Annotated in this window: 13 protein-coding genes; 6 read left to right on the forward strand and 7 right to left on the reverse strand. The window is 69.4% G+C overall.

Features of this window, described 5'->3' with window-relative positions:
* Nucleotides 1-2 precede the first annotated feature (2 nt).
* Nucleotides 3-230 carry a dodecin gene (locus tag M1E25_RS20235; protein WP_251417696.1) on the reverse strand — a complete coding sequence of 76 codons (228 nt, stop codon included), beginning with the start codon at nucleotides 228-230 and terminating at the stop codon, nucleotides 3-5.
* Nucleotides 231-443: 213 nt separating this feature from the next.
* Here M1E25_RS20235 and M1E25_RS20240 point away from each other — a divergent pair, with 213 nt between their 5' ends.
* Both M1E25_RS20240 and M1E25_RS20245 read left to right on the forward strand, forming a co-directional pair.
* Nucleotides 444-1,286, forward strand: coding sequence for a GNAT family N-acetyltransferase (locus tag M1E25_RS20240; protein ID WP_251417697.1), 843 nt, complete (start codon nucleotides 444-446; stop codon nucleotides 1,284-1,286).
* Nucleotides 1,287-1,330: 44 nt separating this feature from the next.
* Nucleotides 1,331-2,155, forward strand: coding sequence for a lysophospholipid acyltransferase family protein (locus M1E25_RS20245; RefSeq protein ID WP_251417700.1), 825 nt, complete (start codon nucleotides 1,331-1,333; stop codon nucleotides 2,153-2,155).
* A gap of 139 nt (nucleotides 2,156-2,294) precedes the next feature.
* On the opposite strand, the gene M1E25_RS20250 is transcribed toward M1E25_RS20245, so the two are convergent.
* From M1E25_RS20250 to egtA, 6 genes are all read right to left on the reverse strand, one after another.
* The gene (locus M1E25_RS20250; RefSeq protein ID WP_251417701.1) at nucleotides 2,295-2,582 is read right to left on the reverse strand and encodes a hypothetical protein; all 288 of its coding nucleotides are present in this window, start codon (nucleotides 2,580-2,582) and stop codon (nucleotides 2,295-2,297) included.
* A 317-nt stretch (nucleotides 2,583-2,899) separates the two neighbouring features.
* Entirely contained in the window at nucleotides 2,900-3,799 is a 900-nt protein-coding gene (locus M1E25_RS20260) for an alpha/beta fold hydrolase (RefSeq protein WP_251417703.1), read from the reverse strand.
* 332 nt (nucleotides 3,800-4,131) lie between these two features.
* On the reverse strand, nucleotides 4,132-5,097 hold the full coding sequence (gene egtD, locus M1E25_RS20265; RefSeq protein ID WP_251417705.1) for an L-histidine N(alpha)-methyltransferase: 966 nt from the start codon (nucleotides 5,095-5,097) through the stop codon (nucleotides 4,132-4,134).
* Entirely contained in the window at nucleotides 5,094-5,849 is a 756-nt protein-coding gene (gene egtC / locus M1E25_RS20270) for an ergothioneine biosynthesis protein EgtC (protein ID WP_251417707.1), read from the reverse strand. The genes egtD and egtC overlap by 4 nt, the downstream gene beginning before the upstream one ends.
* Nucleotides 5,850-5,883: 34 nt before the next feature.
* A complete protein-coding gene (egtB, locus tag M1E25_RS20275) occupies nucleotides 5,884-7,236 on the reverse strand; it encodes an ergothioneine biosynthesis protein EgtB (RefSeq protein ID WP_251417709.1) in 1,353 nt (450 codons plus the stop codon).
* Nucleotides 7,233-8,525, reverse strand: a complete 1,293-nt coding sequence (gene egtA / locus M1E25_RS20280; RefSeq protein WP_251417711.1) for an ergothioneine biosynthesis glutamate--cysteine ligase EgtA — start codon at nucleotides 8,523-8,525, stop codon at nucleotides 7,233-7,235. The genes egtB and egtA overlap by 4 nt, the downstream gene beginning before the upstream one ends.
* A gap of 340 nt (nucleotides 8,526-8,865) precedes the next feature.
* Between egtA and M1E25_RS20285 the strand changes: the two genes are divergently transcribed.
* The 4 genes from M1E25_RS20285 to M1E25_RS20300 all read left to right on the forward strand — a co-directional run bounded on the left by M1E25_RS20285 (nucleotide 8,866) and on the right by M1E25_RS20300 (nucleotide 16,635).
* Nucleotides 8,866-9,831, forward strand: a complete 966-nt coding sequence (locus M1E25_RS20285; RefSeq protein ID WP_251417713.1) for a pirin family protein — start codon at nucleotides 8,866-8,868, stop codon at nucleotides 9,829-9,831.
* A 1,286-nt stretch (nucleotides 9,832-11,117) separates the two neighbouring features.
* Entirely contained in the window at nucleotides 11,118-12,599 is a 1,482-nt protein-coding gene (locus M1E25_RS20290; protein WP_251417715.1) for a DUF3375 domain-containing protein, read from the forward strand.
* On the forward strand, nucleotides 12,596-13,222 hold the full coding sequence (locus M1E25_RS20295; protein WP_251417717.1) for a DUF4194 domain-containing protein: 627 nt from the start codon (nucleotides 12,596-12,598) through the stop codon (nucleotides 13,220-13,222). The genes M1E25_RS20290 and M1E25_RS20295 overlap by 4 nt, the downstream gene beginning before the upstream one ends.
* Nucleotides 13,219-16,635, forward strand: coding sequence for an ATP-binding protein (locus tag M1E25_RS20300; RefSeq protein ID WP_251417719.1), 3,417 nt, complete (start codon nucleotides 13,219-13,221; stop codon nucleotides 16,633-16,635). Before M1E25_RS20295 ends, M1E25_RS20300 begins: the two co-directional genes overlap by 4 nt.
* Nucleotide 16,636: the final 1 nt, after the last annotated feature.

A 16,636-nucleotide genomic window follows, 5' to 3' on the forward strand; every position in this document is an offset into this window, starting at 1 on the left:
CGTCAGTGCCCGAGATCGTCCTCGTCCTCCAGGCGGAATCCCACCTTCAGCCCCACTTGGTAGTGCTCGACCGCTCCGTCGACGATGTTGCCGCGGACCTGGGTCACCTCGAACCAGTCGAGGTTGCGCAGCGTCCGCGACGCCCGGCGGATGCCGTTGCGGATGGCGGCGTCCACCCCGTCATGGGACGAACCGACGATCTCTGTCACCCGGTAGGTGTGGTGGGACATGGCGGGCTCCCTGCTGACACGGGCGAATCCGGTTTCCCCTCCACGGTGCCCCAGGTCGCGGGGGCGCGCGAGGCGAGGCGAAGGGACCGTTCAACCTCTCCACACCCGCACTGCCCGCAACGGACACGTCGAGGCAAGCCGGCTCCGCGAAGAAGGAGGAGAACAGCGCACTCCCGCGACGACCTGCCGGTTCGCCCGGCACAGGAGACAGCCATGACCGCCGCGCACTCGCTCGTCCCCGCCGTTCCGCTGCCCGCCTCGATCTCCCCGCAGCCCCTCGGACCCGCCGCCGGACCGCCCGCCCCGGCAGCACCTGCCACGTCCCGGACGGCGCCCGAGTACACCGTCTCCCTCGCCGACGACGAAGCCGGCGTACGAGCCGCCCAGCGGCTGCGCCACGAGGTTTTCGCCGCCGAGATGGGTGCCGTGCTGAACTCCGCCGAGCCCGGACTCGACGTCGATCCGTTCGACGCCTACTGCGACCACCTGCTCGTGCGGCACCGGGCCACGGGTTCGGTGGTCGGCACGTACCGGCTGCTGCCCCCCGGTCGGGCCGCCGTCGCCGGACGCCTGTACGCCGAGAGCGAGTTCGACCTCGGCGCACACCACGCCATCCGTCCCGACCTCGTCGAGGTGGGGCGTTCCTGTGTGCACCCCGACCATCGCGACGGGGCCGTCATCGCCCTGATGTGGGCCGGGATCGCCCGCTACCTGGTCCGCAGCGGCCACAACTGGCTCGGCGGATGCTGCTCCCTACCCCTTTCCGACGGCGGGACGCTCGCCGCCGGGGTCCGCGACACCGTCATCGACCGGCACCTGGCCCCGCCGGAGTACCGGGTGCGGCCGTTGCTGCCGTGGGACGCGGACGGCATCGCCCGGCCCGAGCGCACCGTGCTGCCACCCCTGCTGCGCGGCTATCTGCGGCTCGGCGCCTGGGTGTGCGGCGAGCCCGCGCACGACCCGGCGTTCGGCGCCGCCGACCTGTACGTGCTGCTCTCGCTGCGCCGTACGGACGCCCGGTACCTGCGCCGCTTCCTCGCCCTCGCCCCCGAGTGATGGGCGCCTGGTTCCCCACCGCGCCGTGCACGGTCCGGGAGTGCGTGGCCGCTTCCGAACCGCAGGCGGGAGTCGTGCGCCGGCACGCGCGCCTGGCCGTGGCGGGCCTCCTGCTGACGGCCGGGATCCTGCTCGCACCCCTGGTGCGCCGGTGGCCGCCGGACCGGTGCCTGCGGGTCACGGCGGCGTGGTCCCGGGCGCTCGCCGTGTCCTTCGGCCTGCGGGTGCGCGTGAGCGGTTGCCCCGGGCCGGTGGCCGGGCGTCCGGCACTGGTCGTCGCCAACCACATCTCCTGGCTGGACGTGGCACTCGTGGCCGCAGTGCGGCCGGGCCGTGTGGTCGCCAAGAGCGACATCGCCTTCTGGCCGGTCCTCGGCAGGATCGCCGCGCTCGGGGGCACCCTGTTCCTCGAACGGGAGCGGTTGCGGGCGCTGCCCGGCGCGGTCGCCGAAATGACGCGCACCCTGGGCCGCGGAACCAGCGTCGTCGTCTTCCCCGAGGGCAGCACGTGGTGCGGGCGCCGGCAGGGACCGTTCCGTCCCGCAGCCTTCCAGGCCGCCATCGATGCCGCGGTTCCCGTCCAACCGGTCCTGATCCGCTACCGGTCGGCGGACGGCAGGCCGGCCGCGGCGGCCTCCTACGTCGGCGAGGACACCCTGGTCGCGTCACTGCGGCGGGTCGTCGCGGCCCGGGGGCTGATCGCCGAGGTGAGGGTGCTGCCGCTGATCCCGCCCGGTGCTCACCCCGACCGGCGCGCGCTCGCCCGCGCCGCCCACGCCGCGGTGACGGCGGCCCGCGGGGAACGTGAAGGAACAGAGAGAGCGGAGGCAGCCGTGCCCCGGAACGCGGATGTTCTCCCGGTCACCTGAGCGGCAGCCCCCCCGGGGCGGGCCCGGATGGCCCGGAGACCGGGGAGGCCACGGGGTTACGCCCCGGGGGCGGCACCCGGGAAGGACGCCGCACCCACGGAACCGCCGGCACGTCGGCCGGCAGTCCGGGCCGAACGGTTCAGGGCGCGAGGACGCTGCCCAGTGCGCCGCCACTCGAGGTTCCGGCGACCGAGCGGCCCACGTAGGACGAGGTGCCGGCGGCCGTGCGGTGAACGGTCGTGCCGTCCCCGGAGTTCTCACCGGAGGCGCCGATGACCAGTCCCGTGGCGCCGTCGCCGGTGAAGTCGCCCCCCGCCACCGAACTGCCCATGCGGTCCCCGGACTCGGCCGCACCGCCGATGCCGCCCGCGCCGTGATGTCCGTGGACATCCCGCAGGGCCGGGACCTGAACATCGTCCGCGTGCACCGCCGGTGGGGGCAGGTCAATATTGTCAAGGTGGGCCGTGTCCGGTTTCGGTGGACCAGGGACCTGCCCGTGGGCAAGCACGCCAACGCGGAGAACCGGATCACCGGGGCCCGGCTGATCAAGGACCCGCTCGGCTGGCACATCGCCTTCCGTGTCCAGACCCTCCAGGGCCCTGCGCTTGGGCTACCGCAAGGTAAGCAGGAATCTCCCGGCTTCGGCCAGGAGAACACATCAAGGGCATGTCGGCTCAACTGCTGCTCCTTCGAGGATGGGGTTGCCGGCGCGCGTGCGGCGCCCCGCCGGGACGCCCGGCGGTGTCACGGCGTCTGGGCCGTGCGGTCCTTGAGCCAGCTGACGACGGAGTCGAACATGCCTGCCGTACTGAGCAGGCCCCCGCCGTGCGTGGACGAGCCGGCCACGATCGTCGTGGTGACGTCCCCGGCCGGAACGCCCCTGGACTCCGCCGTGGCCTCGAGGTCGGCCGAGTGGGTCGCCGGCACGAAGTCGCCCTCGGAGTGCACCAGATACATCGGGGCGTCACCGGGGTTGGCCCAGTTCTTGGAGACCATGTCGCGCCAGGTGTCCCAGCAGCCGGTGTCGCGCAGTTCGGTGCCGTTGTCGGTGGAGTCCGGGTAGCAGCGGGCGAGGATGGCGGCATTGTCCCGCACCTTGCGCACCTTCGCCTCGGTCGAGGTGTTGCCGTCGACCCAGGCCCGGTAGGGGGAGGCCACCGGTGACAGGGCGACCACACCCTTCAGACCGAGGGCGTTGGTGCCGTGGGTCGCCGCGTCGGTGGCCATCTGCCCCCCGGCCGACGAGCCGAGTACGACGACGTTCGCCGGGTCGGCGTCGTACTGCGCGCCGTTGTCCCGAACCCACTGGACGGCGGCGGCGACGTCCTCGCGCTGCGCCGGCCAGGCCGCCTCGAAGTTCAGCCGGTACTTGATGCTGAACACCTGGAAGCCCTCGTCGGCGAACTTGTCCGCCCATGCGGACCAGTCGGTCTGCTCGTACCAGTAGCCGCCGTGAATGAGCACGAGCGCGGGCCGGGGCGCAGGGGAGGAATTCCAGTGGACGTCCACGGACTGACGGGGGTGCGGGCCGTATTTCGCGGCGACGGTCTGCTGCGCCATGACAGCGGATCTCGGCGGAGAGGCCGCCGAGGTGCCGACCACGGAGAGGACGGCGGCCAGGACGGGCAGCAGTATGCGGCGCAACGGAGGGCCTTTCGGGGGGATGAGCGGGGAAGGATGATGCGTGGCCTACCGGCGTGGGGGCTTCCTCGTGCTCTGGTGGGGTCAGCAGGCGGCGCATTTCGTGGTGCCGGCAACCGGTGCGCAGAACAGGGGTGTTGAGCGCAACTCCGGGTTGCCGCAGTCAATGACCGACGAGGGCTGGAAGGTTGCATCGGAGCCCCGAAGTGTGACGCGGGACACAGTTGATGTCGACGGCGGGACGCCCCTCGTCCACCGGTCATCGGCAGCGTATGCGGGAACGTCGTCCGCGGCTCCGGGGCCGGGCGAGACACTACCGGCCCCGGAACGGCGGGTCAGGCGGACGGGGCGGACAGCGAGAGCGCGAACCGGTCGGCGTCATCGGTCCACCAGTGCTCCAGGGTGAGCCCGGCGGCCGCCAGTTCGTCCCGCACGCCCTCACGGCGGAACTTCGCGGAGACCTCGGTGCGCATCTCCTCCCCGGGCCGGAAGGTGACGGCCAGGTCGACGGCAGGGATCTTGGCCGTCACCGGTCTGCGGGCCCGCAGACGCATCTCGATCCACTCCCGGTCCGCGTCCCACGCGGCGACGTGGTCGAAGTCCTCCGGGTCGAAGTCCGCACCGAGTTCCCGGTTGAGAACGAACAGCACGTTCTTGTTGAAGGCAGCCGTGACACCGGCCGAGTCGTCATAGGCCGCCACCAGCGTCCGCTCGTCCTTGACCAGGTCCGTGCCCAGCAGCAGCGCGTCCCCGGGCGACATCAGGTCCCGGAGCGCGCGCAGGAACCCCGCCCGCTCCTCCGGCAGCAGATTGCCGATGGTGCCCCCGAGGAAGGCGATCAGCCGTGGGCCGGGGGTGTCCGGCAACTGGAGTCCGTGCTGGAAGTCGGCGATCAGGGCGTGCACGTTCAGTCCCGGATGGTCGGCGAGCAGGACGTGCCCGGCCTGGGTCAGGGCGCTCTCGCTCACGTCGACCGGAACATAGGCATCGAGGTTTGTGAGCGCCTCGATCAGGTGCCGCGTCTTCTCCGACGAACCCGAGCCCAGCTCGACCAGCGTCCGGGCACCGGAAGCCGCGGCGATCTCCGCCGCCCGGCCGATCAGGATCCCCCGTTCGGCGCGGGTCGGGTAGTACTCCGGCAGCCGGGTGATGTCCTCGAACAGCTCACTGCCCCGTGCGTCGTAGAACCACTTCGGGTGCAGGTGCTTGGGGTCGCTGCCCAGCCCCTCGACGACGTCCGCACGCAGGGCCGCGGAGGTGGCATCGGACGGGAGGGTGCGGGTCACGGCGAACGTACTCACGGGGCAGGCTCCTTGAGCGGGGTCAGCAGGACGTCGGTACGGTCGGCGAACAGGAGCGTCCGGTCGGGCACCTCGGCCCAGCACGGATCGTCGTCGTACGGTTCGGAGGCCACGACGGTGCCCCCGGCAGGCCCGGCGGAATACCACAATGTGTCCCCCCAAGCCGTGGCAGCGACCGACACGCCGTCGGTGAGGAGCAGGTTGAGCCGGGATCCGGGGGCCGCGGCGTGCAGCTCGGTGACCGTGTCGACGAGCGCCTGACCCAGGGAGTCCCCCTCGCGCAGCCGGTGCAGGACCAGCGCCCAGACCAGTGCCGAGTCGCAGCGTGCCTCCAGCTGCAGCAGTTCGTGCGCGGGCAGTCCGCTCGCGAGCCCGGCCGCAGACCCCGGCCAGCCGGTCAGCGCCCCGTTGTGGCTGAACAGCCACGGCCCCGAGGCGAAGGGTGCGGCCGCCGCCTCCCCGTCCGCGCCGGATTCGGTCGCGTCCCGTACGGCTGCGAGCAGTGCCCCGGTGCGCACCACCCGGGCCAGGTCGGCGAAGGACGGGTCGGCCCAGATCGGTCCCCGGCGGCGGTAGCGGGCCGGGACCGGGTCGCCGGGTGCGTACCATCCGACGCCGAAACCGTCCGCGTTGACGGTTCCGTACCGCTGCATCCGTGGCGCCCAGGACTGCCGGTACAGCGCGTGCGGAGGCTCCGTCAGGACGTCCCGCAGGGCCGTGGCCGGGCCCGCGTAGGCGAGGTGGCGGCACATCAGGCGCCTCCGTCGCTCGCGGTGCATGCCGTGTTCACGCGGCCTCCGGATGTGCGTCGCGGGCGGTCCGGAACCCGGAGAAGATCTGCCGGCGCACCGGAAGGTCCCAGTTGCGGAACGTACCGCGGCAGGCCACCGGATCCACCGCGAACGAACCGCCGCGCAGCACCTTGAGACCGTCGCCGAAGAACACCTCGGAGTACTCGCGGTAGGGGAACGGCGCGAATCCCGGGTAGGGCAGGAAGTCGCTCGACGTCCACTCCCACACGTCCCCGATCAGCTGGTGCACCCCGAGCGGTGAGGCCCCTTCCGGATAGCTGCCCACCGGGGCGGGCTGCAGATGGCGTTGCCCGAGGTTGGCGTGCTCGGGAGCCGGGTCGGCGTCGCCCCACGGGTAGCGCAGGGAGCGCCCGGACGACGGGTCGTGCCGGGCAGCCTTCTCCCACTCCGCCTCGCTCGGCAGCCGCCGTCCGGCCCAGCGGGCATAGGCGTCCGCCTCGTACCAGCTGACGTGCAGCACGGGCTCCTGCGGCGGGACCGGCTCGACCACGCCGAACCGCCGCCGCAACCACTGCCCCGCCTCGCGCCGCCAGAAGAGGGGAGCGGACAGGCCGTGCTCGCGGACGTACGCCCAGCCCTCGGGGATCCACCAGCGTGGATCGTCGTACCCACCGGAGTCGACGAAGCGCGCGTAGTCGGAGTTGGAGACCGGCACCGTGTCGATGAAGTAGCCCGCCAGCGGCTTTTCGTGGGCGGGACGCTCGTTGTCCAGTGCCCACGGCTCCGTCGAGGTGCCCATGGTGAACGGGCCTGCGGGCACCAGGACTTCGGTCGGCAGGGCGGCGGCGTCCCGCGGGGCCGGCGGCGGAGGAGCGGTGAGCGCGGGGGCGCCGCGGCGCAACTGGTGGGTGATCAGCATGGTCTCGTCGTGCTGCTGTTCGTGTTGCGCGATCATGCCGAAGGCGAAACCGTTCTCCACCAGGCGCCGACCCTGCAACTGCGTCGTCTCCAGCACATCGAGGACGCGGGCCCTGACGTCGGCGACATAGGCCCGGGCCTCGTCCGGGGGCAGCAGCGGCAGGCTCGGTCGCTCGGCACGCGGATGCTCGAAGGCGTCGTAGACCTTGTCGATGTCCGGTCGCAGTGCCTCGTGCCCGCCGACCGCACGCAGCAGCCACTGCTCCTCCTGGTTGCCGATGTGCGCGAGGTCCCAGACGAGCGGTGACATCAGCGGCGAGTGCTGCGCCGTGAGGTCGGGATCCTCCACGCAGCCGGTCAGCGCGGCCGTACGGGAACGCGCCGTGGTCAGCATCTCGACCGCCCGCTGCCGGAACGTCTCGGGGTCGGCGGTCCCGGCAGCCGTGCGGTCCGGTGTCTGCGGGGTCATGTACGGGTGTCCTTCCCTGGTATGGGGTTCAGCCCTGCCACTGAGTCGAGTACGTCGTCGGCGGGACATCGGCCCCGTGCCACGTAGCGGTCCGTGAACGCGGCCACGGCCGCCCGGACGGCCGGCGGCGCGGACAGCCGCACGAGTGCTTCCTCGGCCGCCGAGAAGCAGATGAGAGCGGCGGCGTGCAGATCCGGGTCGCGCAGGCCGTCCCGGGCGGCGGCGCGCCACAGGGGGTTGCGGGGCGCCGGAGTGCTGCCGGCGATCTCGTCGAGCGGCTTCACCGAGCGGTACACGATCTCGGCGGCCTCGGGGTCGTCGAACAGGGCGACGGCGACGGCCAGCGGAACCACCCAGCCGTGCTCTCCGCGCTGCGCGTCGATCATCCGCAGCTCGAGGTGACCGCGGGGCCGTACCGGCGGGAACAGCGTGGTCAGGTGGTAGTCGAGGTCCTCCGCCGTGGGCGGCCGGGGGATGCCGGAGCGGATCCACCGGCGCAGGGTGAGGCCCTCGGGCACGGCCCAGGGGCCGTCGTCGTCCCTGATGCACATGACCGGGGCGTCGAGGACGTACGCGGTCCAGGCGGCGCGGGGATCCCACTCGTCGGAGGGCGCCGAGGTGCGTCCCGGGTCGATGGCCGACCACACGGCCTGCCGGGTGGAGCGCCAGCCCGTGGGCCGGCCCAGGGACAGTGGTGAATTGGCGAACGCGGCGACGAGGACGGCGCCCAGGAGGTGCGCCAGGCGCCAGCGGCGGCCGTGTCCGAGGGGCCCCGGCTCCTCGTGCCCGGCGTCCAGACAGACCTGGACGGAAGCGCTGCTGCACATCATGGACCGCCCGGCGGTACCGCCGCGGTCGAAGTACGCCTCCATGGCGCAGTATCGGGGGTCGGTGAGCACGCGGCGCGGCCGGTGCCACGGCTCGTGCCCGTGACCGGCCAGGGTCAGGCCGTGTTCATGCAGACAGGCGCGGACGAGATCGAGGTCGGCGCTCGCCCAGGCGATGCAGTCGGTCAGCGACTCGGCGGGCAGGGAACTCAGTTCGAGCTGGCCGCCGGGTTCGAAGGTGAGCGCGGAGCGCAACGGGAGGGCGCGCAGAGCGGCGATGGCGGCCGAGAGCCGCGGGGGTGCGACGGTGTGTGCGGGATCGCCGAGGTCGTGGATGAGCCATTCGAGTTCGACACCGATGCGTCGGGGAGGACCTGTCTTGAAGCAGATGCCCTGTACCCGGGCCTCCACCTCGGCTTCGGTGACGGCTCGTCGCCGGTCCGTGCAGAGCTCGTCGGGCATGGCCGGTACCTCCCGTCGCAGAGGACTTCGTCTCAACCCGGACGTACGAAACTCCGTGTTGCTCCCGTCCACCCAAGGGCACGGGGGGCGGTTGCTCAAGAGCGCCCCGAGCAGGCGGGACGCTCTCCTCACCCGAACATTCCGGGCAGAGCGATTGCCGTCCTTGCGGCAGATTACCGCTGCGGCCCGTGGTGCGCAGTTCGTATGCCGATGTCGCAGGGGCCCCGGTCACCGGCTGCGGTGGCTGCGCTGCGCGGGGGTCGGGGAGCGGGCCCGGGGGAGGGGCGGCCGCGGAGCGGCCGGACCAACAGGTCCGGGACGCCGGGAGTAGCTTCACGGCATGAGCAATCTCGAACGACGGGCGACGGCCACGCTGTGCGGCGGCCGGAGCGAAGTGGCCGCCGAGCCGGTGCGCGAACTCCTTCGGTCACGGCAGGTGGCGCTCGGTGAGAGCACGCGGGTGCGGCGTCTGCTGCCCAATCTCGGCCGGCGCATGGTCGGGGCGTGGTGCTTCGTCGACCACTACGGGCCCGACGACATCCTCGACGAGCCCGGGATGCAGGTCCCGCCCCACCCGCACACGGGGCTGCAGACCGTCAGCTGGCTGCACGACGGCGAGGTCCTGCACCGCGACAGCCTCGGGAGCCTGCAGACCATCCGTCCCCGCGAACTGGGGCTCATGACCGCCGGCCGGGCCATCGCCCATTCGGAGGAATCGCCGGCCGATCACCCCCGGATCCTGCACGGGGCGCAGCTGTGGGTCGCCCTTCCCGAGGAACACCGCCGGGTCGCGCCCGCCTTCGAGCACCACCCCGTTCTGCCCGTCGCCACCGGCCCCGGCCTCACCGGCACCGTGATCCTCGGCGACCTCGACGGCGCGCGCTCACCGGGAACCGTCCACACGCCGATCACGGGCGCTGACCTGGCACTCGCGCCCGGGTGCGACGTCCGGCTGCCGCTGGAAAGGGACTTCGAGTACGCCGCGCTGGCCATGTCCGGCGAGGCGGAGGCGGACGGGGTACGGCTGGAACCCGGCTCGATGCTCTATCTGGGCTGCGGTCGCTCGGAGTTGCCGCTGCGCTCGGACGCAGGGGCGGGCGTGATGCTGCTCGGTGGGGAGCCGTTCGAGGAGAAGATCGTCATGTGGTGGAACTTCATTGGGCGTTCGCATCGGGAAATCGATGAGGCTCGGACGGACTGGATGGAGGGGTCTCGCTTCGGCGAGGTGCACGGCTACACCGGCGATCGACTGCCCGCTCCGGGGCTGCCGCCGGTGGCGCTGAAACCTCGGGGACGGGTGCGCTGACCTGGGTTGTTGTTCCCGCCGTGAGGACCCGGCGCTCGCCCTCACTGTGCCCCCTCGCCGTGCCGGCGAGGGGGCACAGTTGTGCCTGGCGTGGGCCGGCACCTTCGGCGGTCGGCACTTGCAGGTGTTGGCACCTGTGACCAGGTCTGATCAGACACTTGCTGACCCTTTGCTGACTCTACTGATGAGTAATCAGATTGATGGGATCGCCGAGCACGCCAAGCAGCCGGCATTGCGCGGCTGGCCGCGCAGTTGATCAGCATCAAGGTGCGGAGCACCCCGGGAAGGTCGTCAACGCAATGCAGCCGCGCCGGAATGCAGCAAATCGGCAGCACTCACTACGCGGAGTTGTACCATGTGAAGCACGACCGGGAACTCCGCAGTTCGTGGACGTCCGTTCCACTTGAAGCAGCGGCGTGCCGACGCCCGTAGTTGCGGCACTCCGGGCGGGTGGCACCGATTCTTTGCGTGGCCTGCGAGGCCCAACCCGGTGCGCAGGTTGTGAAGGAGGACGGCGATTACGCAGGGCGACCAGCATCAGTGCGTCCTTGCATGAGTCGCGCTTGCTCGACGCCCGACTCCGTTGGGAGGTCTGGGAAAGCCATTGATGTGTTCCCGATGACGCATCATGTGGAGTGCGTGGCGATCCTTGAGCCGGTCACGAAGGGCTCCTGACCTGCGGTTTTGTGCGTGCACATAATGTGCGGCGTGGACCGGTACGGGCGATATCTTGACGCCCGAAATGACGCCCATGACACTCGTTCTGATGAGGCGTCAGGCACACTGTGGCGGGCTGCTGAGGCTTTGTGGCGCTAGTGGTGTACCTACTACGCCCAGCGCGCTTTTCGTCTGCTTGGTGGCATCGGCCGAGCAGCGCTGGGGCGCAGGCGGTCGGAAGCGTCTTCTGGAGGCCACCGCGGTGGTGCGCCCACGCGCGTGAACGCGATCGCCGGACGGTGTGATCGCGGATTGTCGTCTTGCGGAGCCGCGTCTCTTGCGGCCGGTGAGTGAGGTTGGGCTACGAAGCACATTCGGAGTTTTGTTCGATAAAGAGAATCCGGACGTCTCTGTCTTCTCGTTACCCCTTTTCCCTCTGGGGAAGTCCTCGTCGGCCTGGGCTGTGTGCTCTGCCGAGACCGATGTCAGTGGTGGGCTCTACGGTTCTGCGTAACTGGCACGGAATGCCTGTGCACAGCTGCGCAGACAAGCCACAACGGGTGGGGTGTGCGCTTTCGCTGTTGGCGGAAATGCGGTCGTACCCGCTGGGGTAGTGAGAGGCAGTGCGTATGGGTTTGGACTACGACCGGCTGGTCGCCTTGCGGAAGCAGAGCGCGGCTTGGCGGTTGCTGAGAGCTGACCACGCGGCGCTGATGCTGAGCTTCTTCAACAAGGTTTTCGTCGAGCAAGGGTCGCGGTCGATTGCTGGCCCGGAGCTTGTCGAACGCTTGGACGACGAGTTGTTCGCGCTCAATGAGCGGCTGGGGCGGAGCGCGTTTCCCAAGTCCGCGAAGGCGTACCTGGATGTCTGGTCGGCACCGGAGAACGGTTGGCTGCGCAAGTATTACCCGCCGGATTCGGACGAACCGCACTTTGACGCCACGGCCGCGGTCGAGAAGGCCCTTGCGTGGGTCCGGTCGCTGGAAGAGCGCTCGTTCGTCGGTACGGAGTCGCGCCTGAACACGATCTTCGATCTGCTGCGGCAGATGACGTTCGGAACCGAAACCGACCCCGAGGCACGACTGGCCGAGCTCACGCGGCGCCGACACGAAATCGACCAGGAAATCGCGCGGGTTGAGGCTGGCGAGGTGGACGTCCTTGATAGTGCGGCGCTGCGGGACCGCTATCAGCAGGTGACCTCAACGGCGCATGGGCTGCTGGCCGACTTCCGTGAGGTGGAGGCGAACTTCCGAGACCTGGACCGCGATTTGCGGAGCAAAATCGCCGCATGGGATGGGGCCAAGGGCGAACTCCTGGATGAGGTGCTGGGGAGCCGGGAGAGTATTGCAGAGTCGGATCAGGGCAGGACCTTCCAGGCGTTCTACGACTTTCTGCTCGCCCCGAGTCGTCAGGACGAGCTCAAGACGCTGCTGGCCGAGGTCGAGAGCATGGAGGCCATCGACGAGCCTGACCCGAGAATGCGGCGCATGCACCGGGACTGGTTGGAGGCCGCCGAACGTACCCAGGCTACGGTGCGGCAGCTGTCAGACCAGTTGCGCCGATTCCTCGATGACCAGGTGCGCTCGGAAGACCGCCGTGTCCTGGAACTGGTACGCCCGATCGAGGCCAAGGCCCTGGCGCTGCGTGATGTGTCTGGCGTGGGACTGATCGCCGAGATCGATGCGGCCGCGCCGGCGATCGCTCTGCCGATGGAGCGGCCGTTGTACGCGCCGGTGGTCAAGACGCCGATCGACAGCACCGGGATCCAGCCGGGGGACGAGGAGTTCACCGTGGATGCCCTGTTCGAGGCGGTTTATGTGGACCCCGCCCGGCTCACGGCCGCAGTGCACCACGCCCTCGGTGCCCGGACACAGGTGTCGTTGGCTCAGACGTTGCGCGAGCACCCACTGGAGCAGGGCCTCGCCGAACTGATCGCCTACTTCGCGCTGCCGGACGACGGGTTCACCACGGTGTTCGACGACCGCCGTCAAGAAGAGATCACATGGATCGGCGAGAACGACGTCCAGCAGGTTGCCACCGTGCCCGTGGTCACCTTCGCCCGCACCGGCCGCGGCATCACCTGGGCCACCAGCCAGAAGGAAGACCGATGAACCCGTCTGCCAATCCAGGACAGCAGCAGCCGTACACCTTGTCCTTGCCGGTCAATCAACTGCTGAAGGGGCCGGTCTTCCGTGACCAGCACGAGCGGGCCTGGGACGCGCTGCTGAACCTCAGCGCTGGAGTCAAGGACTACGTCGAGGTCATGGGCCTGCGCGTGGTGATCGACGAAATGGAGGGCTACGCCTTTCTCCAGTCGACGCCCGACGACGAGGAGGAAGCCTGGGACTCGCACACGACGCCGCCGCGGTTGATTCCCCGCCGCTCGCTGTCCTACCCCGTCAGTTTGCTGGTTGTGCTGCTGCGCAAGAAGCTCGCGGAGTTCGACGCGGGCGCGGACGGAACCCGCCTCATGATCACCCGTGACGAGATCGTCGAGATGATCCGCACGTTCCTCCCGGCCGGCAGCAACGAGGCGCGCATGATCGACCAGATCGACGGCCACATCAACAAGGTCGTGGATCTGCAGTTCCTGCGCCGTGCCCGTGGCCAAGAGCAGCTGTTCGAGGTGCAGCGGATCATCAAGGCTTTCGTCGACGGGCAATGGCTCGCCGACTTCGACACGAACTTGGCCCAGTACGTGGCCTCCCACGCCCCTCAGGAGAAGCAGCAGTGATCCCCGCACAGTCCGGCCCGGCCGGCACGGTCACCCCCGTCGACCTGGCAGTGGCCGGTTTCAGGCTGGAGCGCCTGGAGGTCTACAACTGGGGCACGTTCGACAAACACGTGTGGTCGTTCGGCCTCGCCGGCGCCAACGGTCTGCTGACCGGCGACATTGGTTCCGGCAAGTCCACCCTGGTGGACGCGATCACCACGTTGTTCATGCCTGCCCGCAAGATCGCTTACAACCGGGCGGCCGGCGCGGAGAGCGGCGAGCGCAGCCTGCGCTCCTATGTGCTGGGCCACTACAAGTCGGAACGCAATGAGCAGACCGGCGCGACCAAGCCGGTGGCGCTGCGCAAACCCGGCAACTACTCCGTGATCCTGGGGGTGTTCCACAACGCCGCTTTGGGGTCGACCGTCACGCTGGGTCAGGTGTTCGGGCTGGCCGATGCCAACGCCACCAGCCCGGAGCGACTGTTCCTCGTCGCAGACCGGGCCCTGTCCGTCGCCGACGACTTCGCAGACTTCGGCACCGAGGTGCGGGCGTTGAAGAATCGACTCGAAGCCGACGAGGTCCGCGTCCACAAGACGTTCCCGCCCTACAGCAAGGACCTGCGGCGCCGTCTGGGCATTGACTCCGAGCAGGCCCTGGAGCTCTTCCACCAGACGGTGTCGATGAAGGCGGTGGGCAGCCTGGACGACTTCGTCCGCAGTCACATGCTCGAACCGTTCGACGCGGCCGCGATGACCGACAACATCGTCACCCACTTCGACGCCCTGACCACCACCTACAACTCGGTTCAGAGGGCCCGGGCTCAGATCGAGGCACTGACTCCGCTGCTTGCCGATTGCGACGCCTACGAGGACCTGACCGCGCGCATCGACGAAGGGGACGCGCAGCAGGCCGCCCTGCGCTACTTCATCGCCCAGCACACCGCGGCTCTGCACGAGGAGCAGTGTGCCGCCCTGGAACAGATGCTCTCTCGCCTCGCGCACGAAAAGCAGAGCGCCAAGGAACGACTCGACCAACTCCGTGCCGAGCAGAGCCGATGGGAGTTGCAGCGTGAAGGGCTCGGTGGCGGGCGCCTGGGTGAACTCGGCCGCCAGATCAAGGAAACGGAGCTGCAGCGCGACGCCCGGCACAAGCGAGCCCTCGAGCATGCCGACCTGCTGGAACAGGCCGACCTGGCTCTGGTCACTGATCAAGTTCAGTTCACCGGTCGCCTCGACGACATCGCCCGTGCCCAGCACGAGGCGGCCGAAGCCGAGCAGCAGGCGCGCATGGCCCTGGAGGCGCTCGCCGTCGAGGCCGCACAACTGAGGCAGCAGGCGCAGGATCTCAACGATGACCTGGTCAGTCTGCGCTCACGCCGCAGCAACATCTCCCGCAAGCAGCTGGATGTACGGGCCCGCCTGTGCCAGGAGCTCGGTCTTGACGAGAGCGCACTGCCGTTCGTCGGCGAACTCATGCAGGTCCGCGAAGAGGAACAGGCGTGGGCCGGCGCCGCCGAGCGTCTGCTGCGCGGCTTCGCCCTGTCCCTCCTCGTCCCCGGCGACCAGTACGACCGAGTCTCCGAGTGGATCAACGGTCATCACCTGGGGGCCAAGCTCGTCTACTACCGGGTACCCGACAAATTCCCGCCCCGGCGCCACCACAAAGCCCCGCCCAACGCGCTGTTCACCAAACTCGAAGTACGCGACGACTCCCCGTTCGCCGAATGGCTGGCCGGTGAGCTCGAGCGCCGCGCATCGCACGCCTGCGTGGCCACCATGGACGAGTTCCGGCAGGCTGAACTGGCCATCACCGAAAAGGGATTGATCAAGGGAGCGCGGGGCCGCCACGAGAAGAACGACACAACCCGCATCGACGACCGCAGCACCTACGTCCTCGGCTGGACCAACCAGGCGAAGATGGACGCTCTCCTTGACCAGGCGAACCGCGTTCACAGCGCCCAGCGCGAACTGGCCGAACGCAAGCGCGGCTTGGAAGCCGCTCACGCGGACAGCATGAGCCTCGACAAGGTCCTCAACCGGCTGGCAGCCTTGCGTGACTACAGTGAAATCGACTGGGCGTCAGCTGTACGGCGGATCACCGAACTGACCGATGAGAAGCAGCGCCTGGAAGCCGCCTCCAAGGACCTGAAGGAACTCGAACGCCGGCTGAACGAGGTCGCCGACGAGATCAGCAAGCAGGACGCCGTTTACGAGGAAGCGAACCAGAACTGGGGCCAGGCGCTGGGTGAGCAGACCACGGCCATCCGCGGCTGTGACGAGGCGCGGGCCATTCTCGCCGAGGCTGCCGCAGCCGACGCTCAGTCCCAGTTCCCCGCCCTCGAACAGCGCCTGAAGGATGCCCGCCTCGCCTGCCGCACGCCGCAGGAGTGCACCCGGGCCGAAACCCGGCTCCGTGAGGACCTGACGGCACAGAAGAACCGCTGGAGCAAGGAACAGACACGGCTGGCCCAGGCGATGGCCTCCCAGATGCGCACTTTCCGTACCGACTACCCGTCCGAGACCAATGAGCTCGACGACTCCGTCGCCTCCGCCGACGGCTACCGCACCCTGCATCAGCAGCTTGTCGCCGACGACCTGCCCCGATTCGAGGCCCAGTTCCGCACGTACCTGAAGACCAATGTGATCCGTGAAATCGCCGGATTCCACGCTCAGTTGACCATCTGGGCCGATGAGATCGGCGAACGCATCCACACGATCAACGAGTCGCTGGCCGGCATCGACTACAACCCGGGCCGCTACATCATGCTCAAGCCCGAGCCGACGCCCAACACGGAGATCCGCGACTTCACCGCGGAACTGCGCGCCTGCACCGACGACGTCCTGTCAGGCGACGGCTCTGAGCTGTATTCAGAAGAGAAGTTCCACCAGGTCCAGCGTCTGATCGAACGCTTCAAGGGGCGCGAGGGTCACACGGATGCCGACCGGGCCTGGACCAGACGCGTCACCGACGTGCGTTACTGGTTCGTCTTCAGCGCAAGCGAGCGACGTCGCGAGGACGACTCCGAGTACGAGGTGTACTCCGACTCCGGCGGCAAGTCCGGTGGCCAGAAGGAGAAGCTCGCCTACACCATCCTGGCCGCCTCCCTCGCCTACCAGTTCAAACTGGATGCAACCGCCAGCAGGAGCCGCACGTTCCGCTTCGTGGTCATCGACGAAGCCTTCGGGCGCGGCTCCGAGGAATCCGCCCGCTTCGCCCTCGACCTCTTCAAACGCCTGGGCCTGCAACTCCTCATCGTCACCCCGCTCCAGAAAATCCATGTCATCGAGCCGTACGTGTCCGCCGTCGGCTTCGTCGACAACCCGAACGGACACCACTCCCGCCTGCGCACCCTGACCATCGCCCAGTACCGCCAAGAGCGCCTCGCCCACACCCTCGCCGGTATGCAGCCTGCCTCTGGCCAGGGAGACTGAG

Source organism: Streptomyces meridianus, from assembly GCF_023703325.1.
GTDB lineage: Bacteria > Actinomycetota > Actinomycetes > Streptomycetales > Streptomycetaceae > Streptomyces > Streptomyces meridianus.

What these genes read in the sequence shown, in the direction of transcription:
- egtC (WP_251417707.1), bottom strand. Translation starts at nt 5,849, where the DNA reads ATGTGCCGCCACCTCGCCTACGCGGGCCCGGCCACGGCCCTGCGGGAC.
- egtA (WP_251417711.1), bottom strand. Translation starts at nt 8,525, where the DNA reads ATGCCCGACGAGCTCTGCACGGACCGGCGACGAGCCGTCACCGAAGCC.
- M1E25_RS20235 (WP_251417696.1), bottom strand. Translation starts at nt 230, where the DNA reads ATGTCCCACCACACCTACCGGGTGACAGAGATCGTCGGTTCGTCCCAT.
- M1E25_RS20295 (WP_251417717.1), top strand. Translation starts at nt 12,596, where the DNA reads ATGAACCCGTCTGCCAATCCAGGACAGCAGCAGCCGTACACCTTGTCC.
- M1E25_RS20290 (WP_251417715.1), top strand. Translation starts at nt 11,118, where the DNA reads ATGGGTTTGGACTACGACCGGCTGGTCGCCTTGCGGAAGCAGAGCGCG.
- M1E25_RS20240 (WP_251417697.1), top strand. Translation starts at nt 444, where the DNA reads ATGACCGCCGCGCACTCGCTCGTCCCCGCCGTTCCGCTGCCCGCCTCG.
- egtB (WP_251417709.1), bottom strand. Translation starts at nt 7,236, where the DNA reads ATGACCCCGCAGACACCGGACCGCACGGCTGCCGGGACCGCCGACCCC.
- M1E25_RS20285 (WP_251417713.1), top strand. Translation starts at nt 8,866, where the DNA reads ATGAGCAATCTCGAACGACGGGCGACGGCCACGCTGTGCGGCGGCCGG.